Consider the following 26,235-nt stretch of genomic DNA (forward strand, 5'->3'; position numbering starts at 1 on the left):
TAAAACTTAAGCGGATGAAAGGAACCAATTTGGGCGAATTTGAGGAGGTGGTATTGCTCACCATTGCCTCCCTGATGGATGAAGCCTACAGCGTAAATATCGTGGACGAAATAGAGAAGGTTACCGGCCGGGCCACTAAGTTGGGAGTGGTGCATGCCGTGCTCAAGAGGCTGGAGGATAAAGGTTATATCAGTTCAGAGCTCGGAGAACCCACCAAGGAACGAGGTGGTCGACGTAAACGATTTTTTAAGATTTCTCATTCAGGAAAAGTGTCTTTATTGAAGGCCAGAGAGCAGCGGGATCAGTTATGGAACACTATTCCAGATGTGGTATTTGAAGGATTGATATGAGCAGACAAGAGACCCCTCCCAAATGGCTCGACAGGTTGCTGGGCTGGTACTGCCGACCAGACCTGCTGGAAGATTTGCAGGGAGACCTGCACGAATATTACCATCGAAACCTGTCAAGAGGCAGGTTCAGGGCCAATTTTATTTACCTGATAGATGTCCTTAAGTTTTTCAGGCCCTACACAATAAAGAGAAACCAAACACTTCATTCTTTCAATCCATTTTTTATGCTGGGAAACTATTTCAAAACCTCAGTGCGTAGCCTGGCCAGAAACAAAGTGTTTTCGGCAATCAACATTGTGGGGCTCGCCATATCAATGTCTGTGGGCATTCTGATGATTACCTACATCAACGAGCTGCTTAGCTTTGATAAGTTTCATCAGAATGGTAACCGGATCTACAGGATCCTCACTACCTACAAGGGCATCACGAATGACGAATCCGTGGACCTGGCGTCTACTTCCATTTTTATCGGGCGGAGACTGCAGGAGGACTATACAGGGGTAGAGCAGCTGACTATTTTGAGGAGGAACTTCTCAGCGGATCTCAAAACGGGCTCGAAGATCATGAGTGCCGAAGGACTCTGGGCTTCTGAGAATTTCTTTGATGTATTTGATTTTGAGTTGGTAGCTGGCAACCCCGCCACAGTACTGCACGATCCCAAATCAATAGTGATCACAGAGTCACTGTCCAAAAAGTTATTTAAAGAGGGAGAACCCATAGGGCGAACCATAGAACTGGTGGGGCAGGAGCGCTATGGGTTTCAAAGTGGGACGATTACCGGGGTGGTGAAGGACCCACCGGCTAGTTCTCACATGCAGTTTGAGATGTTGGGTTCCCTAAGTACGCTGGAGCATTATGCAGCAGGACAAGAGGGAGAATCTTTCCTGACCAGTTATAATAGCGTCTGGATGAATTATGTCTATGTGCTTTTACCCGAAAATCAGCGCGTGGATGTGATAAAGAAACACCTGGATCAGATTGCAGCTGAAGAAGGAGAGAAGTATGATCGTTTTTTCATCTCCTATGAGCTTCAAAACCTACTGGAAATAGTGCCGGGAAGAGACCTGTCTAACCAGATAGGGCCAACGGTGAGATGGAATATGATCTATTTGCTGGTAGGCCTTACTTTGATTGTTATTTTGTCTGCCTGTTTCAATTATACCAACTTGTCTATAGCCAGATCACTAAGAAGGGCAAAGGAAGTAGGGATCAGAAAAGTGGTTGGAGCCGGACGCGCGCACATTCTTACACAATTTGTTTTTGAAGCTATTTTGGTGGCTGTGGTGGCCCTGATGATGGGCTACGGTCTGTTTCTATTAATCAAACAGGAATTTATTCATCTGTTTTTCCAAAATCAGGAGATCACACTGGACTTTCAATGGATCCATCTTGTCTACTTTATGGCCTTTGCACTCGTCATTGGTGTGGCGGCTGGTATTTTACCCTCTGTATTTCTTTCCGGCCTCAAAGCCCTGAAAGTACTTAAAGACCCTGGTAGCATGAAGCTCTTCGGTGGGGTGAGCCTGCGCAGAATGCTGATCGTGTTTCAATTTACCTTATCCATTGGTTTTATTATTGGGGCTACCATTTCCTATAAACAGTATCAGTTTGCAGTGAATTTTGATTTGGGCTTTGAGACTAAAAACATCCTGAATATTGAGCTCCAGGGCAATGACGCCAATATATTGATGAGTGAGTTTTTGAAAATACCCGAGGTGGAAGGTATCTCCATGTCAGGTATGCTCCCTGCCACTGGAGAAGTGTGGGGTGATGAGGCCAAATACAAGGACCCTATGGACTCAGTGAATATCCACGTCAACTATGTGAGTAAGGACTATTTGGGTTTGCATCAATTTGAATTCTTAGCTGGCGGCACCTTCCCACACGATCTCAAAAAGGATGAAGACCCCAAGTTTACCATTATCAATGAACGACTCATGCGGCGCTTTGGGATAGAGAGCCCTCAGGAAGCCCTCGGCGAAGTGCTGACTGTAGATGGCAGCAAGAAAGTCCAAATTGTGGGCGTAGTGAAGGACTTTCAACATCAGAGAATTACAGAAGGGCATGAACCGTTTGCTTTTTTGCAGGGCTATGAGGACTATCAGGTGCTCAATTTGAAAGTGGCAAGCGGGGATATGGTAGGGTTTATGACGAAGCTGGAAGCTGTGTGGAAGGCAGTAGATGCGGTGCATCCTTTTCGCGCAGAGTTTTACGACGATAAGATACAAAAGGCCTATACCCAATATCAGACCTACTTCAAAGTGATTGGATTTCTGGCTTTTCTGGCAATTTCTATCGCCGCACTTGGACTGCTCGGCATGGCTATTTTCACTACGGAGACACGCATGAAGGAGATTAGCATCAGAAAAGTCCTCGGCGCTACCGAACAGCACCTGATCTATATTTTATCCCGTGGGTTTGTGGTGATGTTGGTGGTTGCTTCTTTCATTGCTGTGCCCACTACCTACCTGCTCTTTGAGCACATGGTATTGAATGACCTGGCCAATCGCATTGTCGTCGGTCCGTTAGAACTTCTTTCAGGGGTAGTGGTCATTTTCGCAGTGAGTATGTTGACCATTGGGTGGCAAACAGCCAGGGCTGCGCGTACCAATCCGGCCGAGATGCTAAGGGACGAGTGATTTTTCGAGGTACTACAGAAGTTAAAATCCGCTCAGGCGGATTTTTTTGTTTGTGATGGTTATCTTTATCACCCCTTCCAGTGCACACTCTTTTAACGCCATATGAGAATATACCTTTGTGCGCTATTTGTCGCATTGATCATTTTACCCCTAAGAAGCCAGAACATTGATAGCCTAACGCATGAACTCAATCGAAGTGAGGGATCTGTGAGGATGGACTTGCTATTTCAGCTTTCTGAGGCTTATATGTATCAGGATTGGGAGATGTCCCTGCAATATGCACGTGAAGTCGCCAAACTCGTGGAGGAAGAAAAGGATACCAAACGGGCGTTTGAGTCGGCTTATGTATTATCCAGGGCACTTGAGGGGTTGGGGAATTATGCCGAGGCACTCACCTACGGAAAACTGGCTGAGGAGCTGGCCGGAAATGACGTAGACAAAGCAAACATCTTACATCATCTGGGCCATACTTATGAATCGCTCTCCGAGTTTCAGAGCGCATTGGACTACCAACTCAGGGCTATTGAGCTGAGAAAGAAAAATGGCGATTTGAAAAAGCTGGCCAATGCCTACAACTCTTTGGCGTTTGTGTACAAGGGCATGTCGCTTTACGATAGGGCCATTGTGACTCTACAAGAGAGTTTGTCGATCAGCAAGGGGCTTGGTGATGCGATGGGTGTTTCAAAGGCCACCTTCAATATAGGCCTGATGACCATGGAGATGAACCGACATGCCGAGGCGATACCCTTCTTCAAGAAGGCCATGGCTGGCCTCAATGAGGAGGACTTCCCGCATCAGTTTAGTTACTATTATAACAATATGGCCAACTGCTTTGAGAAGCAATTGCACATCAACGCCGCTTTTTATGATTCGGCGTTAATCTACGGCAAGAAGAGTCTGGCGATCAAAAAACGGCTGAATAACCTCCGTGGCATAGCCAACTCCCATAATACACTGGCAGCTACTTATGAGCGAGCGAGTGATTACAAAAACTCGTACTATCATGCCACTGAGGCCCTCAGGTTATCAGATAGCCTCGATTTCAAACCCATTAAGAGAAATGCCCTGAGCTATCTGATCACGGCGGAGTTGGGGTTAGGCAAGACGGAGTTTACCAATGACCACTTCGAAGAGTATATCGATGTGGTGGAGGAAATCAACGAAGCCTCCTACTCGCGGACACTGTCTGAAATGGCTTTCAAGTACGAAACAGATAAAAAAGAGGCGGAGAATTTGCTCCTCAGGACAGAGGCGGAGCAGCATAGGCTCGTGAATATCTTACTCATCATTTTGGCCACAGTGCTGGTGGCCGGGTTAGTGCTCCTGTTCTATTTTTTCAGGCTAAAGCAAAGGACAAACCTGAAATTAAGTGCGGATAAAAAGCTGATAGAGGAGCAGGCAGAGAAGTTGTCAGAACTCAACGACCTAAAATCGCAATTCTTTGCCAATGTAAGCCATGAACTTCGAACCCCGCTCACATTGATACAGGGGCATGCTGAAGATGCCATGAATGTGAAAAAGCTGCCTGCACAGGCTTCAGAGCCACTCAAAAAGATCAAAAGAAATGTACACCAGTTGGCAGTCATGGTGAATGATTTACTGGACCTTTCCAAAATTGAGCTGAGGCAAAAACTGGTCACAGTGAAACCAGTGGATGTAGATGGTTTGCTCAAGCGAATCTGTGGTGCTTTTTCCTCCCTTGCCGAAAGCCGACAGATTTCACTTGCTTATACCAGCAACCAGCATGAGGTCACAGCCGCAATGTTGGATGAAGCACAGTTCGAAAAAGTCATCAATAACCTCATCTACAATGCATTTAAGTTTACGCCAGCAGGAGGCTCTGTAAAAGTGATAATGACCAGGGTACTGGAAGGTATTGAGGTGACTGTTGCAGACGATGGTACAGGAATCAAACCGGAAGAATTGCCGTATGTCTTCGATCGCTTTTATCAGGCCAAAGATCAGATGTCTACCTCTTTTGGATCCGGGATGGGGCTTGCCATCTCCAAGGAGTTGATTGATATGATGGGGGGCGAGCTTTCTGTGACCAGTGACCTGGGAAAGGGCAGCACGTTTAGAATGATTTTGCAACCAACCGATGAAACTCCGGATGCTCTTGTGGGTGATAGTCACCAGCCCGAGGTAGTCTCTTCTGGAGACCCACGGCTGGATACTCTGGAAATACCTTCAGATACCTCCGTGATGGTTGTAGAGGACAATCCGGACATCAGGACTTACCTGGCCACCATTTTGAGGGATCATTTTCAGATCATGATGGCTGAGCATGGGCAGGATGCTTTGGATCAATTGGAGCGGGAGAGCCCCGACCTGATCCTGACAGATGTGATGATGCCAGTGATGAATGGTTGGGAATTTATTGAGGCTTTGCAGGAGAAACCCGCTCTGGCTAAAATCCCCATCATCGTGCTTACTGCTGTGGCTGAAAATCAGGAGCGGATCAAGGGACTCAGAATGGGAGTAGATGATTACATCCTCAAACCGTTTGAAGCCGAGGAACTCCTGATAAGAATTTCCAATGTGGTGAAAAACCTGCGCGAGCGTATCAAGTGGGCCAAAGAATTCGAAGAGGAAGATGAAAAAGTCCAGCTTGGTGACCAGCACGATCTGGTGCTCAATATCAGAGAATATGTGAAAGAGCATGTTGCTGAAAAATCCCTGAATGTACTGCAGGTGGCCATGCACCTGGGGCTGAGTGAGCGTCAGCTTTACAGGAAAACAGCAGAAGCAGTGGGTATGTCACCTTCCAAACTAATCCAGGAAATCAAACTTCAGCATGCCAGAGAGCTACTGATCAGCAATAGATTTGATAAACTTTCACAGATCGCCGGAGCGGTGGGTTTTGACTCTACTTCGCACTTTTCTAAACTTTATTTGGAAAGGTTTGGGAAAAAACCAATCGATTATTTCTCTTAGTGCTCTTTAACCCGGAGGGATGAACATCAAGCCAGCAGACAGACTTGCGCAATTTTCAGAGTATTATTTTTCAGCAAAGCTGAGGGCCATTCGTGAGCTCATCGCACAGGGGAGACCTATTGTCAACCTGGGAATCGGTAGTCCGGATCAGATGCCTCATGCCGGGGTGATCGGGGCACTTCAGGAAACGGCCCAGTCTGGCGACTCACATGGTTATCAGCCTTATCAGGGTTTACCTGCACTCGGAGATGCCATTAGGGAGTTTTATGCGCGTGCATACCAGGTGCATGTTGAAGACAAGGCAGTACTACCCCTTTTGGGCTCCAAAGAAGGAATCATGCATACATCCCTGGCTTACCTCAATCCGGGTGATCAGGTGTTGATTCCCGCTTTGGGTTATCCCACTTATACTTCCGTCACCAGAATTGTTGGGGCGGAGCCTGTCTACTTCCCTCTGATGGAAACTTCCGACTGGGCACCCGATTGGGAGTTTTTGGAGCAGTTGGATTGCTCCAAAGTGAAAATATTATGGATTAACTATCCTCACATGCCCTCTGGTACCAGAGCGGATAAGGCTTTGTTGACCCGGTACGTTGATTTCGCCCGATCACGAAACATTCTGCTCTGTCATGACAATCCTTATAGTTTCATATTGAACGACAGTCCTCTGAGTATTTTCAACGTAGAAGGGGCCGAGGAAGTGGCTATCGAACTGAATTCTTTGTCTAAATCCTTTAACATGGCCGGATGGAGAGTAGGCTGGGCCATGGGGAGCGAGAAGCTGATACAACCGGTTCTCCAGATTAAGAGCAATATGGATTCCGGGATGTTCAAGCCCGTGCAGTTGGCGGCTATAGAGGCCTTAAACCTCGATCGCAGTTGGTTTGATGGACTGAATGATCAATACCGGAAGCGGCAGCTTGTTGGATTTAGGATCATGGACTTGCTCAATTGTCAATATTCGGATCATCAGGCGGGTATGTTCGTTTGGGCCAAGGCACCCAATGGTGATGGTGAAGCATTTGTGGAGGAAATCCTGGATCGGTATGATGTCTTTATGGCGCCGGGGTTTATCTTCGGAGAAGCCGGAAGATCATATATTCGCCTGTCGCTTTGTGCTTCGGTAGAGTTGTTGGAGGAGGTTTATAATCGCATGTCATGAAAGTATTATTTGTAGGTACAGGATTAATTGGAGGCTCCTTTTCACTGGCAATGAGGGCTGGCGGCTTTTTATCTGAGGCTGGTGGCTATAGCCGCAACCCTGCCAATCTTGACCGATCCATTGCGCTGGGGATCATCGATCAAAAGTTTGACACCCTTGCGTTGGGGATTCAGTGGGCAGACTGGATCATTCTTTCCATTCCTGTGGATGTCATTAGCAAGCAGCTTCCAGGGATTCTGGATCAGCTTCGACCAGGACAGGTGGTGATAGATTTCGGGTCTACCAAAGGCAAGATATGCGAGGTAGTGGCTGACCACCCCCATAGGGCACAATTTATTGCAGCTCATCCCATTGCCGGCACAGAGTATAGCGGTCCTGATGCGGCGTTTGCCACCCTTTTCGAGGAAAAACTCATGATCATTTGTGAGGGTGATAAAACCGCAGAGAAATCCCTCGCTTCCTTCAAGAAAGTTTGTCAGGGGTTGAAGATGCGCCTGGAGCTCATGGAAGCGAAGGCCCATGATCGTCATCTGGCTTATATTTCACACCTCAGCCACATTACCTCATTTGCCCTGAGCAATGCCGTGCTCGACAAAGAAAAAGATGGCGACATCATCCTGGAACTCGCTGGTTCCGGATTTGCTTCCACCGTTCGGTTGGCCAAGAGCTCACCAGAGATGTGGGCTCCCATTTTTATGGAAAATAAAGAAATGGTGTTGGAGGCGTTGAGCAATTTCCTGCAAAAGGCTGAAGACTTCAAAAAAATGCTCGAGGAAAACGATGCTTCCGGGCTGCAGAATTTTTTGGAGTCAGGAAGGAACATTCGAAGGGTCATCAACTGAAAAATTCCATTTTTTTGGCATCCAAAACTCCCATAAATAGGGTATTTATTGGTTGATTTCTCAGCTTAATAGGTTTTGTTGAGGGTTTCTGTTTTATATTTCGATTTCACCGCTGGACGAAAGATGAAGTTACTCTGTAAAGTAATTATTGTGGTAAGCCTTTGTGCTCTATCCACGTACTTTTCATGGGCAGGCGTTTCCCAAAATGCCCTTTCTGGTCTGGACATGACCAGAGACTCTTTACGCATAGCGGAGGTAATTGTGAAGGTGGAAGGTGCTTTAAAGGCAGGTACATTATCCGCAGACAGTGCTTCCAGTTTCTTTTACCACTTAGCCAAACAATATCAGGAGGCACATGACTTCCAGCAGGCTCGCACTTATGTCAAAAGGTCCTTGTCGACATTGGATAATCGTGAGAATAATGAACTTGTGGCTGCTGACCACCTGTTACTCGCTGATATGGCGATGGAAGAGGATGATACTGCAATCGCTCTGGAGTTGTTGTTTGCTGCGCTGAAGATCTACGAAAACCTGGAAGATTCGGTCAATTATTTGCTTACCCTCCGCAAAGTTGGCGTAAACTATGACTACATCAATGACCATCCTACAGCCCTTCAATATTACGAAGAATGCATTGAGCTGGCTCAGAAATTGGGCAGGCAAGACGTGGTAGGTGCGTGTTATAACACCATTGCAAGCATCTATTGTACGGAGGGAGATGAGAAAAAGGGAATAGAGATGTATGAGAAAGCGGTTCGCATTGCTCAAGAAACAAATGATAAGGTGCTCCTTCACAAACTGTATCACAATATGGCTCTTACCTATAAAGACCTGGAGGTGTTTGGTGAGGCCATGGGATACCTGAAAAAGTCGCTGGTGATAGCCGGTGAGTTAGAAGACCCCAAGTGGTTTGGATTTAGCTATCAGGCCATGGGGCACTATTACTATGCCTTTGGGAAGTACGATTCTGCGGAGTATTTTATGAAGCAAGCACTGGCCATCGCGGAGGAGATTAATAACACGCAGATTCGTGTGAATGCCTGGGATGTGCTGGAGCAGGTATATAGCAAGACGGGGCGTTATAAGGAGGCATATGATGTTTTCAAGCTCATTAAGGCAGAAGATGATTCCATCTTCAATTTGCAGAATACCCAGTTGATAGAATCCATCAAAGCCAAATACCAGGCCGAAAAGCACGATCGGGAGTTGGCCGAGAAGAATCTCCAGTTGCAGGAGGCGGGTTACAACATGGACAGGCAGCAGAATATGCAGACCGCCCTGGTAGTGGTGGTGGCCATGCTGGTCATTATTTCATTTCTCATCTATAGAGGTTACATGCTTCGAAAAAGGGCCAATGATCTGCTTCGTCTGAAAAACAGTGAAATAGAATCACACATGGCACAGGTGGAGAACCTCAACCAGACGAAAAGCCGGTGGTTTGTGAATGTCGCCCACGAGCTGAGGACACCGCTAACATTGATTAAGGGCCCCGTGAACCGGGTCATTGCAGAGTACGACCTGCCGGATGAGGTCCGGGAGGACCTGATGATGGTAGAAAAGAATGCCAACAGCCTGGCCAATCTGGTGAATGAAATTCTCGACCTTTCCCGACTGGAGGAAGGGGAGGTGAGCCTGAATGAAAGCGTTTTCAGCCTGTGTGAACAGGTTTCCACGATTGTAAATTCCTTTGCTTCAAGGGCTGAGCAGCTGGGAGTGGCACTCAATAATCGGTGCCCCGAAGATGCCTACATCAAAGCTGACAAGGAGAAGCTCAATAAGCTGATGGTCAATTTGATTAGCAATGCGCTCAAGTTTACCCCCAATGGTGGAGCTGTGGAGGTGTTGGTGCAAATGAATAAAGGATTGGAAATTTTAGTGAAGGACACCGGGTCGGGAATCAGTCCACGGGATTTGCCCTATGTTTTTGATAGGTTTTTTCAGTCTACGGATCCTGAGCATCAGATGCAAGGGGGGACGGGTATAGGTCTGGCACTTTCTAAGGAAATAGCCGAGATGCACGGAGGGGAGTTAAAAGTGAGTAGCGAGTTGGGTGTAGGCAGTGTGTTTACCTTGTCCCTTCCAGCTCACATGATCGTCACAAAAGAAGAAGCGGAAGTGAATTTGAATGAAGAAGAGGTTCAGACTGAGGTGACAGAGGTCCTATTGTCTCTCGATAATCGCCCGAGTCTGCTACTGGTAGAGGACAACAAGGATATGAGCAGTTATGTGGCTTCCCTCCTGGTGCCTCATTTTGAAGTAGTGGAGGCGGCTAGTGCGGAAGAAGGCCTGGAGGTACTGAGGACTCAAAACATTCGTTTCATAGTATCCGATGTGATGATGTCGGGAATGGACGGTTTCTCTTTTCTTCGTGCGGTCAAGGCCGATCCACTCTGGAGGCACCTGCCTTTTATACACTTGTCAGCCCTGGCAGATGACAACCTGCGCAAGGAAGCATTACGGATCGGGATTGATGACTTTCTTACCAAGCCATTTGATCCGGAGGAGTTGATCATCCGGGTGAAAAATCTTTATGACAATTTTCTAAGTAGGATCTCCATCAACATACAGTCAGATGAGGACTCATATGATGAGCGCATCATGAAACGTTTGAAGAAAGAAGTACTAACCAATATTGAAGATGCCAACTTCAATGTGCTTCGCCTGGCCGATGGTGCAGCTATGAGTGAGCGTCAGCTATATCGCTACCTGAAAGGCGCCACGGGACTTACACCCCTTCAGTTTATTCAGGAAATCAAGCTTACCAAGGCCATAGAGCTGGCTCGAAAGAAAGTGTATTCCAGTACCAATGAATTGGCTTCCGCTGTGGGCTTCAGGCAGGCTTCCTACTTTTCTACCCTTTTTGAGCGGCGGTACGGCAAAAAGCCGAGCGCTTTTCTTAAGTCGTGACCCTGAGCTGATCGGATACGGCCTTGCGATAGGTACGGCTGATCGGAATTTTCACTTCTCCAATCAGGAGTTCCTCTTTTCCAAATTCAGAAATCTCCAGTTGATTGACCAGGAAGGATCGGTGAGTGCGGATAAATCGCTCTGGTAGTTGGTCATGAAGTTCACTGATTTTCTCTTTGGTGATGACCACTTCACCGGTTGTATGAATTTTCACATAATCAGCCAGGCTTTCGATGTAAAGGATTTCATCCAGTGCGAGTGCCCGATTTTTGCGATCTACCCGAATGATGATTTGCTCCCTTTCATTTTTCTTTTTGGTATGCTCCATCTTAGCCAGCAGGTGTTCATTGCGCTGATATCTCCTGATCAGGAGTATGAAGGCATTGAGGAAAACGATAAAGTACAGTGTGGAAGTGAGCAGGAATAAATTGGTAGAGTAAGGATTGAGGTTGGCATAAGTATAATTGGCCAGCACTATCAGTGCGATGGTCAGTACGATCATCTCCAGATAGATCGAAAAGATGAGGGTATAGGCAAAGTATAACCCAAAGAGGACGTATCTTCTGGTGAGGAGGTAGGAGGGCACCAGAAAGTAATTGAAAAAATAAGAGGTGGCCAGTGCCACAGGCAACAGGAAGGTGACGAAGTAAAAAGCTTCAATGAAGTCACCGTTGGCCTGTCCAAAAGTGATCACCAAAAATAGAGAAACGGTGCTCCAAAAAATGAGGTGTTGGATGATTCGCATACTTTCAATTTGGCTCCAAATTCGTCAATTTTGATGAAGGAAGCACTTTTTGTCGATGAAATACCGGTTTCGACATGGATTCTGCATTGGATGAACGTGGAGCATGAACCTAGCTTTGAACCATGATTTTGTTTCATCTAAACACGAAAAATTATGTTTGAATTATTTATGATGGGAGGTCCACTTTTTATGGGGATCATCACGGTTATTTTCATCGCAGCCCTGGTGGTGTCGGTGAGGTCAGCATTGTTCATCTTCGGAGGAGCGTCGGTAGCGTCAGATCAGCTCTTCAGGCAGCTGGGTTATATCAAGTCCATTGGGCTCTTTGCACTGGTGATGGGTGTGCTGGGGCAGATGATCGGGCTGTATAGTGCCTTTGCAGCACTGGAGCAAATGGAGGGAGGCGTATCTCCACAGTTGTTGGCTGGAGGGCTGAAGGTATCTTCTATTACCACCTTGTGGGGATTGCTGAGTTATGGGATCACTTTACTTATTTATCTGATCTTATCGGCTGTAGCCAGGTCCAAACAGTCTTGATAGAAATAACCCCCCGGGTGGTTCAGACCCCCCGGGGGTTATATTGAGCTTATTCTTAATTATCTGAAAGTTTGACACTTTCATAACCCACAGAACTGAGTATCACCTCGCTGGCAGGGTTGATTAGTTTCAGTCGGAAAGAGCCATCTCTGTCGGAGACTGTACCGGAGGTAGTATTCTTCTCCACAATATTTACTCCTGCAAGGGGCTGGCCATTGGGAGCATAGACCGTCCCAGTCCAGACTCCTTCCTGGAGGTTGGCATTGATTTTCATTCGATCATTAACATTTTCCACTTCATTGATGATAATGGTACCCTTCGAATTTCCGCCGTTGGCTACCCCTTCATTATTGAGCTTGAAGATCAGCGGCAGTACCATACGCACCCGTACTTTTTTGCCACGTTGCTCTCCTGGGATCCACCCGGAAGTATTGGTCATCACTCGCTCAGCTTCGGCATCACATCCGCCCCCGATACCTTTCAGTGTAGTGACTTCCGAGATGGTGCCATCCGGTTCCACAATGAACTGCACATACACCCGCCCTTCTATTCCGGCTTTCCGAGCTTGCAGCGGGTACTTCATCTCTTGCCCAAGGTATTGATAAAAGGCATCCATACCGCCAGGGTAGCGAGGTTGGCTTTCTACCATGGTAAAGACCTCACCGTCCATCTTTGATTTCTCTGCTACATAGTCAAAGTTGGTACCATCTTTCATCATGGCTATGTAGATGGTATTATTGGTTTTATCAATATTCATGGAGTGAATAAGCTCTTCATCAATATCCTGGAGTCCGGCTATATCAGACAGATTGTCTCCATCTTTTACTTCCAGTTTGATAAAGGCCAGTTGCTCCTTCATTGGCTCAAGATCCGCCTTCATATTGTCGGGGAGTTGATCAAAGGAGATGGCATTGCTCTGCTCGCCCATCTTTTTGATTTCGCCATCCAATTGTTCATTACAGGCAAAGGCGATGGCGAGAATGGCGCATAAGGCCGTGAGTGCGCCCACTTTCCAGGGCTTGAGTTGCGTTACTTTACGTTTCATTGCTTTGAGTCGTTTTAAGATTAAACCATCATGGAACGAGCTGGCCAGGCTCAAACCATTGGATTTTAGAATAGAACTGATCAGTATAGATGAGTACTGGTCCATGCTGTATGATTTCAGTGCATAGGCATCGGCCTGGTACTCATGTATTTTCTTAATTTCTTTTTGAATCCACCAGGCACTGGGCAACCACCAGAAGCAAGCCCTGAAGAGCTGGAGGAACAGAATGTCATAGCTATGCCCCAGTCTGGCGTGTGCAGACTCGTGGTTGAGCATGGGGGTAAATTCTTCCTGATCGGATGAGATGGTTTGATCCATAAAGATCCGATTGAAAAAGGTAAAACTCCCCTGAATGTTGGATGCCCGATAGACCGGAATTCCATCTACCACTTGATACTCGCTGTGTCGTTCCAGATGCAAGAGGTAGATGATTCCTCTAGCGATTTGCACCAAAAACCAGATACTAATCAGTGCATAGAACCATATGGCGAAGGAAAAGTCGTAGCTGGAAGTGGATTGAGCAGTGATCATTGCCGGGTTAAGCAGATAGGTGACCACTTCCCCAGACGGAGAGCCTTGCTGAGGAGCAAAAAGGGCAAGAATAGACGGAAAGTGCAGGAGTGGAACAATCATGGAGAGGAGGGTGGAGCCGAGCAGATAGGCCCGGAGCTTGCTGTAATCAGATTCCTCCCGCAGAAAGATGAGATAGCCCACCATGAGGATGCTATGAATGATAAATAATTCGATGAGGTAGTTGATCATGAGGATTTCTTTTTGAGTTGATCAAGGAGTTGCTCGAGTTCATTCACACTCAGATTCTCCTCCTGAGTGAAGAACGAAACCATCTGCTTATAAGAGCCACTGAAATACTTCTTTACAAAGCCCTTCATGAAAGTCTTAGTATAGGTCTCTTTGGTAATGAGAGGTGAGTATTTATGCGATTTACCGTGCGCCTCATGGCCAACGAAGCCTTTCTGCTGCAAAATTCGCACGATGGTGGAAACCGTGTTATAAGCAGGCTTTGGTTCTGGAAGATGCTCAATGATCTCTTTGACAAAGGCGGATTCCAGTTGCCACAGCACCTGCATGATCTCTTCTTCGGCTCGGGTAAGTTCTTTGATGGGTTCCTTCATAATTCTTCAAACTAAGATTATAGTTCAAAACTATATTTTTAGTTTGAAGAAAGCAATATGTTTCAACTAATTTTTTAGTTAAAACTTCTCTTTTAGGGTTTAAAGACCTCTGAACTTATTTTTTTGAGAATAGAATTGAATTGATACGGCTCCTCCAGGCTGGCATAGTGGCCGCATTTGTTGATTTCGAAAATCTTGGTGATTCCCTGCAGTCCTCGGATGTAGTTGACATTCACCGTAGGATCCTGCACACCCTGTATGACATAGACTGGTCTGGAGTCACTGGCGATGATGGCTACTTCGTCATGTAGGCTACCTTCCACCATGGCTCCGTGGTGAAAGATCGAACGGAACGAAGGATCTGTCTGTATGAAGTCATCACGGAGCAGCTCGCGACTTGCTGGTCCATAGGTGGCTACTGCCATGGTCTTGTCCAACTCATCATCTGTATAATCTGCTTTGAAGTAGGTGTTGAGTGCTTCGCACGGTAGGAAGGCCTCTTCTGCGTTGATTGGTTTTTTGAGGGGTGGAGTCCCGAAAATGACCAGACCTTTACATTGGGGGAGCTCTGGTAGTATTTCTATGGCCAAATGACCACCAAGAGAATTACCAATAAGGAGAAAAGGTTCAGTGACTTTTTCGATGATGAAATCGATCACCATTGTTCTGAGTGTATCGATAGCATAGGACTGGGAATTTTTTGGAGAGCCTCCATGTCCGGGCAAATCCATCCTAATTAAGGTATGATCAATGCTTGACGAGAAGGTCTCATTAAACACCTTGGATGAGCTCGAGTTACCATGGAGGAAGACCATTGTTCCTTTTCTTGTTCCCTTTTTAAGTTCAAAATGTAAATTCATCTACAGAATTTTTTGCCATAACCGAGTTAATTTAATAAATTCAATGTAAACCCCGAAACTCCAGTATACCCGTGTCTAAACTGAGATCGGATGGCCTATTCCACTGAAACTGAGTCTTTTCATTATAACCAGCTACAGGTACAGCAGTTGCAAAATCTGTATGTCGCTGATAGGAACCGCTTTTTGGAAGTGATTGATTTCTTTCCCCTCATGGTATCCAGTAATGATGTAGATGGCTGGAGTTTCCGAATGGTGAATCAGTCTTTTGCTGAGTATTTCGAGAGGGACAAGCAGTTTTTACTAGAGGTAGACAATGCGTACTCCACTAAACTGGTACATCCTGAAAGCCTTGCGTACATCTCACATTTCTTAAAAAACCATCCTTATGAGTCTTCGGGATCTCAGGTGATAACTTATTATCAAAATGTGAGGAAATCCCGGGATCAGGAATACGCCTGGTTTTTGACCTATAAAAAGTTTCTGGATAAAGACCATTACTTCAGCCTGTACCACACGCTCACAGAGTTGGGCCGGACCGGACGTATCCTGCGCGATTTTTTGGGAGAGGTGCCGGTTTCCATCACCAATTACCTTCGTTACCAGAGTTTGACGAATCGTGAAAAGGAGGTGCTGAAGCATGTGGCCCGGGGCACTACCAACCAGGAAATAGCGGAGAAACTGGTGATATCCAAAGATACGATCCGTACGCATCGGAATTCCATCTGGAAAAAATTAGGGATCAAACGTGTACAGGATTGCCTCATCTACGACATGTTCTTTGGAGAGTGATTGCTTTTTCATTTCTCAGATCAATCATCACTAGATCTCTCATTAAGCCACTTTTTGTAAGCCTTGGCTAAATTCTTCTTCTTAAAATACGCTCTTGAGCGTATTGATTCAAAGGTTCTATAGGGTCACCTTTGAAAGAGCCTTAGATGACCTTATGTATTTACCGATTTATAGGTATTGATCTGGTTATGAGGCTGTTGTAATTTTATTAACATGTTGAGGATGAATATGTGATTTACTCCGACCAACTGTGTGCCTAAACCAACCGCCTTATGAAACTGCTAATTTATATTCTTCGAATGGCCTTTATCTCCATTGCGCTTCTGTCTATTAGAGAGGCGAAATCACAAGCCATCTTTACTCCTTATGCGCCTGTATCGTCCATAGATAGCGTACAATTGGGGTCGGTTGCTTTCGCGGACATAGACGCTGATAGCGATCAGGACCTGTTAATCACTGGTAGCAATAATGCCGGCGATAGGGTAGCTAAGCTGTATGCAAACAACGGGAATGGTTTTTTCACGGAACAGACTGGATTACCTTTTGAAGGTGTACATATCAGCAGTCTGGCCCTTGTGGATTTTGATGGAGATAATTTTCCGGACGCTCTGATTTCAGGCGAGAATATCTCCGATGTACCAGTGACCAAGCTATACACCAATGACGGAAGTGGCTTTTTTACCGAGATGACAGGCACCTCGTTTGATGGTGTTTTCAGTGGATCTATTTCTGTGGGTGACATTGATGGGGATGATGATGTGGATGTTCTTATCACCGGATCAAACGCATCGAGTCAGCGTGTTGCAAAGTTATATACAAATGATGGTGCGGGAACTTTCAGCCTGATGGGAGGTACTCCGTTTGAGGGAGTTGCCGGTGGTGATTCTCGTTTTGCTGATGTAGATGGGGATGATGATTTGGATATTTTCATTATCGGTGACAATACAGGAGGAACTGCTATTGCCAAACTTTACACCAACAATGGAGCTGGAGCTTACACTGAGGTTACGGGCACAGTCTTTGACGGAGTGACTGATGGTTCTTTGGACTTTGCTGATATAGACGGGGATAATGATCAGGATCTATTGGTAATAGGGATGAATAATTCCAGTCAAAGAGCAACTAATGTTTATCTCAACGATGGGGCGGGCGTTTTTAGTCTGGGTAGTCATTCCTTTGAGGATTTTAGAAGCGGATCAGTAAAGTTCCTGGATTTTGAGGAAGATGGTGACTTTGATGTCGTGATTACCGGGAATTCAAGTTCCAATTTCAGAAACACTAAATTTTATGCTAATGATGGTTCCGGGACCTTCTCCGAAATTACTGAACTCAGTTTTGAAAAAGTTTCAAACGGGAGCATCGGTTTTTCGGATATTGACAATGATGGAGATCAGGACTTATTGGTAACAGGAATTAATGAGGATAACAAATCTTCCACTTCTCTGTATTCGAATACCACCTTTGCTCCGGCCCTTACAGGTTTCGTCACTACATGGCAGACAGATAACCCTGGGACCACCGCCAGTAATCAGATCATGATACCCGTTGGTGTAGGCACATACAGTTATGATATCTATTGGGAGGAAGTCGGAAATGAGGCGAACAATGGCACAGAACCTTCTGGCCAAACAGGTGATTACGTGATTACATTCCCCACTCCCGGTACCTATAGGGTTGAGATATCTGGCTTGTTTCCATGGATTTATTTTGGGAATAGTGATGATAAAGATAAAATACTAACCATCGAACAATGGGGGAATGTGGAGTGGACGAACATGACAGATGCCTTCTTTGGTTGCAGTAACCTCACTTACAATGCGTTGGATAACCCCGATCTATCGGGAGTATCCAACTTGAGTGGGATTTTCAGAGATTGTAGTTCCTTCAATGGGTCAATTGGGGATTGGGATGTAAGTACAATCACCAATTTTTCAAATGCATTTTCCGGAGCAAGCATATTCAATCAGGATATTAGCGGATGGGATGTGAGCAATGGAGCAAGCTTTAGCGCCATATTCAATGCGGCAACGCTCTTCAATCAGGATATTAGTTCCTGGGTTATCACGGGATCAAATCTTGCCAATATGTTCAAGGAGGCCTCTTCTTTCAATCAGAATATTAGTACATGGGATGTGAGTACCGCCACCAACATGCTGAACATGTTCAGGCTAGCCACTTCATTCAATCAGGACATTGGCAGTTGGGATGTGAGTGGTGTGATCAATATGCAAAGTATGTTTAACGGAGCTTCTGGCTTCGATCAGGATCTTGGGGCATGGAATGTTTCTTCAGTTTCAGATATGACAAGCATGTTGGTCGGTTCGGGATTAAGCGTTGATAATTACGATCTCACATTGATGGGCTGGTCAGGGCAGGTTCTTCAAATGGGCGTGACGCTCGGGGCAACAGGTCTTGAGTATTGTAATAGCACCGATGCACGGGCAGACATGATTTCTTCTTATGGATGGACAATCACAGGAGATGTTCAAAATTGTCCCGTATCCCCGACCAGCCCGGGTGATTCTCTGGCGTTGGTGGCTCTGTATAACAATACAGACGGCCCCAACTGGAGCAATAATAGCAACTGGCTCTCTGGTTATGTAGAAACCTGGCATGGAGTGATTGTCAGTGAAGGCAGAGTAATTGATGTAATCCTCAATGATAACGCACTTTCAGGGGTAATTCCCTCGGAAATTGGTGATCTCACGGCACTGGAATCACTTCAACTTTATAATAATTCGCTTTCAGGTAGTATCCCTGCAGAAATTGGCAACCTGTCTTCTCTCACCATACTAAGTTTACAAAACAATGCTTTATCGGGGGAAATACCTGTGGCTATTGGAGGAATTGGTTCTCTAATGGAATTGAAGCTTTTTGTTAATCAATTATCCGGAAGTATCCCTCCTGAGCTGGGAGGATTGTCCAACCTCTCTTTTTTGGGTTTGAGCAGTAATCAGTTTTCGGGAAATATTCCGGTAGAGCTGGCTGACCTTTCAGGTTTGGACATTTTGTATCTTCAGAATAACAACCTGTCAGGTACCATACCTCCGGAACTTGGCAACCTCAGCAACCTGACTACCCTCCTGTTAAATGGTAATTTGCTCACAGGCCCCATTCCCCCTGAATTAGGAAATCTCTCCAATCTCAATTATTTGTATTTGTATGAGAATGCACTTACAGGATCTATCCCCACGGAGCTCGGCAATCTCATAGGCTTACAGGATCTGCGCCTCCAAGATAATCAACTGACCGGGACGGTTCCTGCGCAGATAACCAATATCTCAGGCCCTCTGTACTTACTGATATATTCTAACGATTTGAGTGATCTTCCGGATTTGTCGGGTATGAATTCCACCACTTTTTCGATCTCAGACAACTTCTTCACCTTCGAAGACCTGGAGTCTAATGAGTCGGTCATTACTTCAAATACAGGACAAAAAGCATTTGGCAGCCAGCAGGTGTTACATACGGAAATAGGCGCAGATACATTACTCAATCCACCTCTGCCGGGAGTGGGAGCTAATGATGCCTACTACTGGGAAAGGAATGGGGAGGTACTCTCAGGAGCAACAGAGTCTACCCTCACTTTGACCAATCTGCAGTCATCAGATGCTGGTGAGTACATTTTGTATGTGACCAATACGTCATTCCCTGGCCTCACACTCTACAGTCAGCCAATGAATCTTTCCGTTGGCCCCACAGGTGACAATTGTGAGGGCGCCATTGAAGCCCAGCCGGGTACCAATACCACTTCTTCAGCCCCGCGATGGTTTTACTATTCACCTTCTGTCTCCTACGAAAAAGCACTGATTTCTTCTCTCGGTTCGGGAGAGGATACATACCTGAGGATATACTCGGCCTGTGGTGGAGACCTCCTGGCAGAGCATGATGACATAGACTACCCCACGTATCCCGAATCAGAAGCCGAGCTCATTCTTTACGATAATGATACTATCTGGATAGAATGGGTGGATCAATATTCTTCCAATGGATTTGACTGGACTATCACTACAGAAACGTTTTTAACCACGAATGCGAGTGATTCCCTTGCGCTAGTGGCACTCTACAATTCTACCGATGGCCCGAACTGGTACAACAATGACCATTGGTTATCTGGTCCGGTAGAAGCTTGGTATGGGGTGCAAACAGAATCTGGACGAGTTACCGCGCTGCAATTGTCGGGCAATAACCTCGGGGGGAATCTACCGGATGAGATTGGTGATTTGACTGCATTACAAAGACTGTATCTAAACAATAATGATATTTCTGGGGCCGTCCCAGAAAGTTTGGGTAACCTTTCTGATCTGCAAGAACTGGCATTATCCAATGCTTTACCAGAATCAATCGGGGCCTTGACCAACCTAAGGGAGTTCAATTTGGAAAATTCGCAAGTGACCACTATACCGGATGGACTGTGGAGTCTCCCAAATCTTTTCGATGTTCGGATCGTTGGAAACTCTGAACTGGCGGTCATTCTCCCAGATACTTTGGGTAGGAATGGAGTATTGGATCTATTTTGGTTGGATGGCTCATCTATTTCGGGGGAGCTCCCTTTTGGAGGAGATAACACTAGTTTGAGGGAGTTGATAATTCAGGACGCGAAAATGGAAGATGAGATTCCGTTGGGAATTACCCAGATACCCAATTTGCAGCAATTGAGTTTAGCTAGAAATAAACTTAGCGGATTCATACCAAATGAGATTGGCAATCTCACAAACCTCCTTTATTTAGATCTGGGTTCGAATCAGCTATCAGGTTCGATCCCGTTGAGTTTGACTGAGCTGACCAACCTTAGTTATCTCAGCTTGTATAACAATCAGTTATCTGGCGCAATCCCATCAGAGCTAGGGAGTATGACTTTCCTAACCGGTTTGAGATTTTCAATTAATGCACTTTCTGGGCCTATCCCTCCTGAATTGGGAAACTTATCCAATCTTACATTTTTGGATCTAGGATCAAATCAGTTAAACGGAACCGTGCCTCCTGAATTGGGCAATCTTACAAATTTGAATGTGTTCCGTGTTGGGTTTAACCAACTGGAAGGGGAAGTGCCTCCTGAATTGGCCAATCTGACACAATTGGATGAATTCAGACTTGAAAACAATAGGTTTAACTCTTTGCCTGACTTTTCGGGGCTAACTTCTTCTATTTTTTGGGTTTATAGTAACCTACTGACCTTCGAAGATCTGGCTCCAAATGTCGGAGTTCTGACTGTCTACTCTCCTCAGCAACTGGAAGTGCCGGCGTACGACACGATAGTGGCAGCTGACTCAGAATTGATCATTTACTATCCCATTGCCGGGGTAGGTAACACCTATCAATGGATTAAAAATGGTGAGCCCATAGAAGGTGCGGTGGCTGATAGTCTGGTTTTGACAAATGTATCTGGTTCAGACAATGGAATTTACATCCTGGAAGCCAGGAATGAGAGCGTACCGAATCTTACCCTGACTACCGATCCCTTTTATGTGACCATAGAGGGTACCGGAAACGAATTGACTGAAGGCCCCGAATGGTCATATGCTTATGCCTTTGGGGAAACGGGGGCCAGAAGTAATACCGCGGGAATGGAAGTAGATGCAGCGGAAAACCTGCTGGTCTATGGAAGCTCTGAAGGAACCACTGATTTTTTTGGTCAATCAATAGAAGGCACCGGAGCTTTCTTAGCCAAGTTGGATGCCAATTATAACATCCTGTGGCTTACCCACCTGGCAGGCGCCAGTGCAGGAGCGGGTATTGGTGATAAGTTTGTGCATGATAAGTTATCAGGTGCAAATTATGTCATAGGGCAGCGCGGATTGGATGAGCTGGTTATTCAGGATTCGGTGATTACCTCTTCCGTTGGATCATATAATTATTTTATTGCCAAGCTCTCCGCTTCGGGCAGTTTTTTGTGGATCGAGGAGTTTCCCGCACAAATTACCCTGGATGACCTGACCATTCTGCCAGATGGGGTGCTATTATCAGGAATATATCCGGCTGGTTCCCTCGTTGTGAACGGAGAGACCATGATTAATCAAGGTTCAGAAGATTGCTTTATGATCAAGTATGATGCAGATGGAAACAGGGTGTTTGTGCGTACCGTGGGAGGATCAGATATAGAATACCTCTGTATTACTGCTGCGGATCAGGAAGGAAATATCTACCTGGCCTCTGAGGCTACTTCTCAGGGGGTTACCATGGAGGACGGGTCACAGTTTCCCATGGCGGATGGTGACGGGAATGTATTGGTGGTGAAATATGACCATAACGGCACACGTATCTGGCAGGATTCTTACTCTGGAAGTTCGACTACAGATTATTCCAGCTGGCCTACGTCACTTACGATAGACCCCTTTGGTAACCCCGTGCTCAAAGGCTGGTTTGGGAAGAAGCATGGCTTTGGCACCGATACACTTCAGAGTCCTTTCAATTACAACAAATTTCTGCTACAGCTTTCTCCTGAGGGCACCGTCAATTGGGCAAAGGGAATAATGGAGCAGCAGTATGGTTTTGGGTATAATGAAATGGAAACAGATGCAGAGGGAAACATCTATGTCATCTCCGATCAGCGTGGCGATTTGTACATAGAGAACGCGAAGTATCCGTTGATAGGGAATCAGGACGTATACATCATGAAGTATACCCAGGATGGAGAGGTGGACTGGATCAAAAATGCTACGACAACCACCGGGTCGTCTTCTTTGGGTGTTTTGGCTGTGGTGGAGGAAGATAACCTTTATCTGGGAGGATCATTTTCAGACCCAGCCTTTGCGCTGGATGACTATACACTCTCTTCTTCCGGGATTTCTCATGGATACATTGCTTCCATAGGAGCAGCGAGTTTGATACCTGACTCCATTACTTTGGTGGCTATCTATGACGCTACAGGGGGTGCCGACTGGCTCAATAATGACAATTGGCTTTCGGGATCTGTAGACACGTGGTATGGAGTAGAGGTTCAAAATAACAAGGTGATAGGCCTTGATCTGGCTGGTAATCAACTGAATGGAGTGATACCTGCCGAAATTGGTCAGTTAGTAAATCTGAAATCTGTAAACGTTGCCAATAACCAGCTGAGCAATGTAGATGATAGCATCACTACTTTACCAAACCTCAAGGCGCTTGACCTCTCGGGTAATGATTTGGTGAAATTACCAGCTGGTCTGGAGAGCATGTTATTGGATTCATTAGCCGTCAGTCATAACCAGCTGGATTTTGGAGCGCTTGAGGTACTCAGCGGGGTGCTTTATGAGTGGTCATATGCGCCACAGGATTCTGTAGGAGTGAGGTTGGATACTGTAGTGAGTGTTGGGGAGGATCTGATTTTGATTGCCGATGGAGGTGGAACGGCCGACAGTTACACCTGGAAAAAGGATGGCGATATTTTGGTGGATCAGGTCATGGATTCCCTCAAATTATTGAATCTGACTATTGGTGATAGGGGAGTGTATACCTATGAGGTCACTAACTCATTGCTTCCGGACCTCACGTTGTATGGCAGGGAGGTTCAGCTGGAGGTGTCTTCGCTGGAGGATGATTCTTTGGCCTTACTGCAGATATATGATGCCTTGGATGGCGCCAATTGGACGAGATCGAACAATTGGAGATCAGGGGCACCTATAGCGGATTGGGTGGATGTCACCGTGAAAGACTCCCGTGTCATTGCGGTAGATCTCTCTGAAAATAATTTATCGGGTGATTTCCCTGAAATATCCAGCGGTCTGGTAGGACTGGATACCCTTGATATCAGCGGCAACCGCGTTATTTCTCTACCCGATCTTTCCGGTCTTGCTTCCCTTCGTGAGTTAGACGCCTCTCACAATCGGCTCGGATTTGCTTCGCTAGAACTTAACCAGGGCCTGAGTAGCTTACTTTATACTCCACAGGACAGCATCGGCATACGGGTCGATACACTGGGACAGCAGGGCAGTGAGTATCTCCTGACCAGAGAGATTTCAGGATCTGCCAATAGCTACACCTGGTTTAAGGAGTCACTTTCAGATGGTGGAATTACCGAGCTGGAAAACACTGGTCCCACACTGACGATCAACGTAAATGGCTTTGGTGATGAAGGAGCTTACTATGCAGAGGTGACCAGTTCGATCGTGACAGATATAACACTTGTGACTGAGCCAATTATTTTCAAAGTGTCTTCTCTGGAAAGGGATTCTACCGCTCTGGCCAATATGTACGCTAGGATGAATGGAGCTAGCTGGGTAGGAGAGGCCGCTAATTGGCCCAATGAATCGACAATTCACGACTGGTTTGGAGTGATCATAGAAAATGAACGGGTCACCGGACTAGAACTTCCCGAGAAGGGATTGACAGGCGCCTTAGGTAGGGATATTCTGGATGTAGCGGGCCTGGTTTCAGTGGATTTGAAGGACAATAGGATTACTGCTTTGCCTGATTTCTCGGCCCTGAAAAACCTTACTTCCCTGGATGTGACGGGCAATCACCTGGAATTTGATGACCTGGAGAAAAATATGGACGTATCGGGGATCGTATATGATTCCCAAAGACCCATAGGGAGCTCCGAGCAGGAGATCATTCCGCAGGGGAGTGATTATGAGGTGATGATCTCTGTAGGCGGGACGGCCAATAGTTACGAATGGACACTAACCAATCACCTGGGAGCCCATCCGGTGGAGGATGCCACAGGCACATTGCAAGTAAGTGGGATCACCTATGAGACCATGGGTGAATATTACCTGGAAGTCACCAGTAGCTTGGTGCCGAATCTCACTTTGACGAGCGGAGTGTATCAAATACTGGCCAGTGCTGACCTCACTTTCAACGCACTTGACCTCAATGGGAATCCTTTTGTGGAAGGAACCGGTTATGCGCTGCGGGTCAACGCTCCCGGAATTCCCTACGATACTTTGGGGATCGTGAGTGGAGCAGAAGCGGGATTCGTGTTTGATGATCTGCTCCTGGGCGACTACCTGATCTCTGTGGAGCCGGAAGATCTGGAAGAGTTTCTTCCTACCTATTACCCCGGCACGGATTTGTGGGTGGAGGCACAGGTATTCAAGTTGAGAAATGACAGCACTGAGGTACTCAATATGGGCCAAATTCCACCGGAGCTGCCTCCATTGCCAGAGGGAGGCGTGGTGACAGGAGATGTGGGTACCACCCTGGGAGATGAAGAAGAAGGAGGACGAGTGGAGGCCCGAAGGAAGGTTAAGCGGGCGGGTTGTTCCCTTCGCCGGTTCGTGAGGAGCGGTCGAATAGATCAGGATGGCACCTTCGTGTTGATCGCTTATGTGCAGTCCGATGATGAGGGCAGGTTTACCTTTACCGATCTGGAGAGTGGTTTGTATCGATTCAACGTGGAGTATCCGGGTATACCGATGGATCCGAATTCCTTCGTGGAGTTTGAAATAGGTGCAGATGGGATGGAGAGAAACACCTTTGTATTGGAGGCTACAATCACTGAGAATGGGATCGTAGTGAAAAGAACGAATGTTCTCGGTTTTCGCAGAAAATACTTCAAAGACCTGGAAGTATACCCCAATCCTGTGGAGGACATGCTGACCATTAACTATCGGAAACTTGTATCGCCGAATGTGGCGGCCAGGCTCATGGATATGAATGGTAACCTGATCGAAGAATTAACCCTGAAGAATGGGTCTGAGCACAGCGTTGAGGTTCAAATGAACCGGCTCCCTGCGGGTGTGTATCTCCTCAACTTTGTAGACAAGAGCTCCAATAAAGGCCATATTGTGTCTTACAGGATTATAAAACAGTAGGTGTAGCTTGTCATCTAGGGCAGCTATTGACGAATTTTCACCGTCGTAGCGCAGCAGCCGGCTCCCAGGGAGTCGGTTTTTTTCTGAAAGTCTTCAGTCACCCTAGTGGAGCAGTAACAAACACAGGCACTCTCTTTCTAAGAGAAAAATTTTTTCTACGTGCTCTGAGGCAACAACCGTTGGTGCTTTGCGTCTGCTATCAGTTTTATTTTCGGGGTACCTGATGGTCCACCAAAAAAAGACGACCTTTTAACTTGGAGACGCCGATATCTTTAACCTGTCCAACCAAAAAAAGACGGCCATGTTTCCCAAAAAGACGGCCATCTTTTCTCAAAAGATGGTTATGTTTTCCAAAAACATGGCCGTGAAATAAAAAAAGGTGGCTATGATTTATCTAATCGATGGTTATGACTTCACAGAACTCGACGATCAGGGCGCTCAGGGTCAGCTCGGAGGCCTTTGCTAAGGTTGTTCTTAGCCAGGAATAACTTGAGTATGAATCAGAAAGGACGGGCCATCTTGACACACTTAATGTAACGCTCTCTTTTTTTCTCATCG

At 46.2% G+C, this 26,235-nt stretch carries 13 protein-coding genes; 9 read left to right on the plus strand and 4 right to left on the minus strand.

The genetic code is table 11. The features are described 5' to 3' along the window. The first annotated feature begins 14 nt into the window (after window positions 1-14). The 6 genes from ACHKAR_RS01065 to ACHKAR_RS01090 all read left to right on the plus strand — a co-directional run bounded on the left by ACHKAR_RS01065 (window position 15) and on the right by ACHKAR_RS01090 (window position 10,834). Entirely contained in the window at window positions 15-350 is a 336-nt protein-coding gene (locus ACHKAR_RS01065; RefSeq protein WP_159584719.1) for a PadR family transcriptional regulator, read from the plus strand. Continuing rightward, on the plus strand, window positions 347-2,989 hold the full coding sequence (locus tag ACHKAR_RS01070) for an ABC transporter permease (protein ID WP_395415810.1): 2,643 nt from the start codon (window positions 347-349) through the stop codon (window positions 2,987-2,989). The genes ACHKAR_RS01065 and ACHKAR_RS01070 overlap by 4 nt, the downstream gene beginning before the upstream one ends. A 102-nt stretch (window positions 2,990-3,091) precedes the next feature. Continuing rightward, window positions 3,092-5,923 (plus strand): response regulator, encoded by a 2,832-nt coding sequence (locus tag ACHKAR_RS01075; protein ID WP_395415811.1) that lies wholly within the window; start codon window positions 3,092-3,094, stop codon window positions 5,921-5,923. Between the two features lie 19 nt (window positions 5,924-5,942). Continuing rightward, on the plus strand, window positions 5,943-7,085 hold the full coding sequence (locus ACHKAR_RS01080) for a pyridoxal phosphate-dependent aminotransferase (protein WP_395415812.1): 1,143 nt from the start codon (window positions 5,943-5,945) through the stop codon (window positions 7,083-7,085). Beyond that, entirely contained in the window at window positions 7,082-7,927 is an 846-nt protein-coding gene (locus tag ACHKAR_RS01085; RefSeq protein WP_395415813.1) for a prephenate dehydrogenase, read from the plus strand. Before ACHKAR_RS01080 ends, ACHKAR_RS01085 begins: the two co-directional genes overlap by 4 nt. A gap of 123 nt (window positions 7,928-8,050) precedes the next feature. Beyond that, on the plus strand, window positions 8,051-10,834 hold the full coding sequence (locus ACHKAR_RS01090) for an ATP-binding protein (RefSeq protein WP_395415814.1): 2,784 nt from the start codon (window positions 8,051-8,053) through the stop codon (window positions 10,832-10,834). Here the strand turns inward: ACHKAR_RS01090 and ACHKAR_RS01095 are convergent. After that, window positions 10,824-11,579 carry a LytR/AlgR family response regulator transcription factor gene (locus tag ACHKAR_RS01095; protein WP_395415815.1) on the minus strand — a complete coding sequence of 252 codons (756 nt, stop codon included), beginning with the start codon at window positions 11,577-11,579 and terminating at the stop codon, window positions 10,824-10,826. The two genes, ACHKAR_RS01090 and ACHKAR_RS01095, sit on opposite strands and share 11 nt — an antisense overlap. Window positions 11,580-11,732: 153 nt before the next feature. Here ACHKAR_RS01095 and ACHKAR_RS01100 point away from each other — a divergent pair, with 153 nt between their 5' ends. Further along, window positions 11,733-12,116 (plus strand): MotA/TolQ/ExbB proton channel family protein, encoded by a 384-nt coding sequence (locus ACHKAR_RS01100; RefSeq protein WP_159584712.1) that lies wholly within the window; start codon window positions 11,733-11,735, stop codon window positions 12,114-12,116. Between the two features lie 55 nt (window positions 12,117-12,171). On the opposite strand, the gene ACHKAR_RS01105 is transcribed toward ACHKAR_RS01100, so the two are convergent. The 3 genes from ACHKAR_RS01105 to ACHKAR_RS01115 form a co-directional block, all read right to left on the minus strand. Further along, complete coding sequence (locus ACHKAR_RS01105; RefSeq protein ID WP_395415816.1) at window positions 12,172-13,923, minus strand: TonB family protein; 1,752 nt, start codon at window positions 13,921-13,923, stop codon at window positions 12,172-12,174. Beyond that, on the minus strand, window positions 13,920-14,282 hold the full coding sequence (locus tag ACHKAR_RS01110; RefSeq protein WP_159585242.1) for a BlaI/MecI/CopY family transcriptional regulator: 363 nt from the start codon (window positions 14,280-14,282) through the stop codon (window positions 13,920-13,922). The genes ACHKAR_RS01105 and ACHKAR_RS01110 overlap by 4 nt, the downstream gene beginning before the upstream one ends. 104 nt (window positions 14,283-14,386) lie before the next feature. After that, a complete protein-coding gene (locus ACHKAR_RS01115) occupies window positions 14,387-15,154 on the minus strand; it encodes an alpha/beta fold hydrolase (protein ID WP_395415817.1) in 768 nt (255 codons plus the stop codon). A gap of 90 nt (window positions 15,155-15,244) precedes the next feature. On the opposite strand from ACHKAR_RS01115, the gene ACHKAR_RS01120 reads away from it, so the two are divergent. Further along, window positions 15,245-15,943 carry a response regulator transcription factor gene (locus ACHKAR_RS01120; protein ID WP_395415818.1) on the plus strand — a complete coding sequence of 233 codons (699 nt, stop codon included), beginning with the start codon at window positions 15,245-15,247 and terminating at the stop codon, window positions 15,941-15,943. 272 nt (window positions 15,944-16,215) lie between these two features. Then, window positions 16,216-25,677, plus strand: a complete 9,462-nt coding sequence (locus ACHKAR_RS01125) for a BspA family leucine-rich repeat surface protein (protein ID WP_395415819.1) — start codon at window positions 16,216-16,218, stop codon at window positions 25,675-25,677. Window positions 25,678-26,235 lie beyond the last annotated feature (558 nt).

It is taken from the genome of Marinoscillum luteum (assembly GCF_044005705.1).
In the GTDB taxonomy this organism is placed as follows: Bacteria; Bacteroidota; Bacteroidia; order Cytophagales; family Cyclobacteriaceae; genus Marinoscillum; species Marinoscillum luteum.

Coding starts and splice junctions, on each gene's coding strand:
- ACHKAR_RS01075 (WP_395415811.1), top strand. CDS start 3,092: ATGAGAATATACCTTTGTGCGCTATTTGTCGCATTGATCATTTTACCC.
- ACHKAR_RS01100 (WP_159584712.1), top strand. CDS start 11,733: ATGTTTGAATTATTTATGATGGGAGGTCCACTTTTTATGGGGATCATC.
- ACHKAR_RS01125 (WP_395415819.1), top strand. CDS start 16,216: ATGAAACTGCTAATTTATATTCTTCGAATGGCCTTTATCTCCATTGCG.
- ACHKAR_RS01105 (WP_395415816.1), bottom strand. CDS start 13,923: ATGATCAACTACCTCATCGAATTATTTATCATTCATAGCATCCTCATG.
- ACHKAR_RS01115 (WP_395415817.1), bottom strand. CDS start 15,154: ATGAATTTACATTTTGAACTTAAAAAGGGAACAAGAAAAGGAACAATG.
- ACHKAR_RS01070 (WP_395415810.1), top strand. CDS start 347: ATGAGCAGACAAGAGACCCCTCCCAAATGGCTCGACAGGTTGCTGGGC.
- ACHKAR_RS01095 (WP_395415815.1), bottom strand. CDS start 11,579: ATGCGAATCATCCAACACCTCATTTTTTGGAGCACCGTTTCTCTATTT.
- ACHKAR_RS01085 (WP_395415813.1), top strand. CDS start 7,082: ATGAAAGTATTATTTGTAGGTACAGGATTAATTGGAGGCTCCTTTTCA.
- ACHKAR_RS01120 (WP_395415818.1), top strand. CDS start 15,245: ATGGCCTATTCCACTGAAACTGAGTCTTTTCATTATAACCAGCTACAG.
- ACHKAR_RS01090 (WP_395415814.1), top strand. CDS start 8,051: ATGAAGTTACTCTGTAAAGTAATTATTGTGGTAAGCCTTTGTGCTCTA.
- ACHKAR_RS01065 (WP_159584719.1), top strand. CDS start 15: ATGAAAGGAACCAATTTGGGCGAATTTGAGGAGGTGGTATTGCTCACC.
- ACHKAR_RS01080 (WP_395415812.1), top strand. CDS start 5,943: ATGAACATCAAGCCAGCAGACAGACTTGCGCAATTTTCAGAGTATTAT.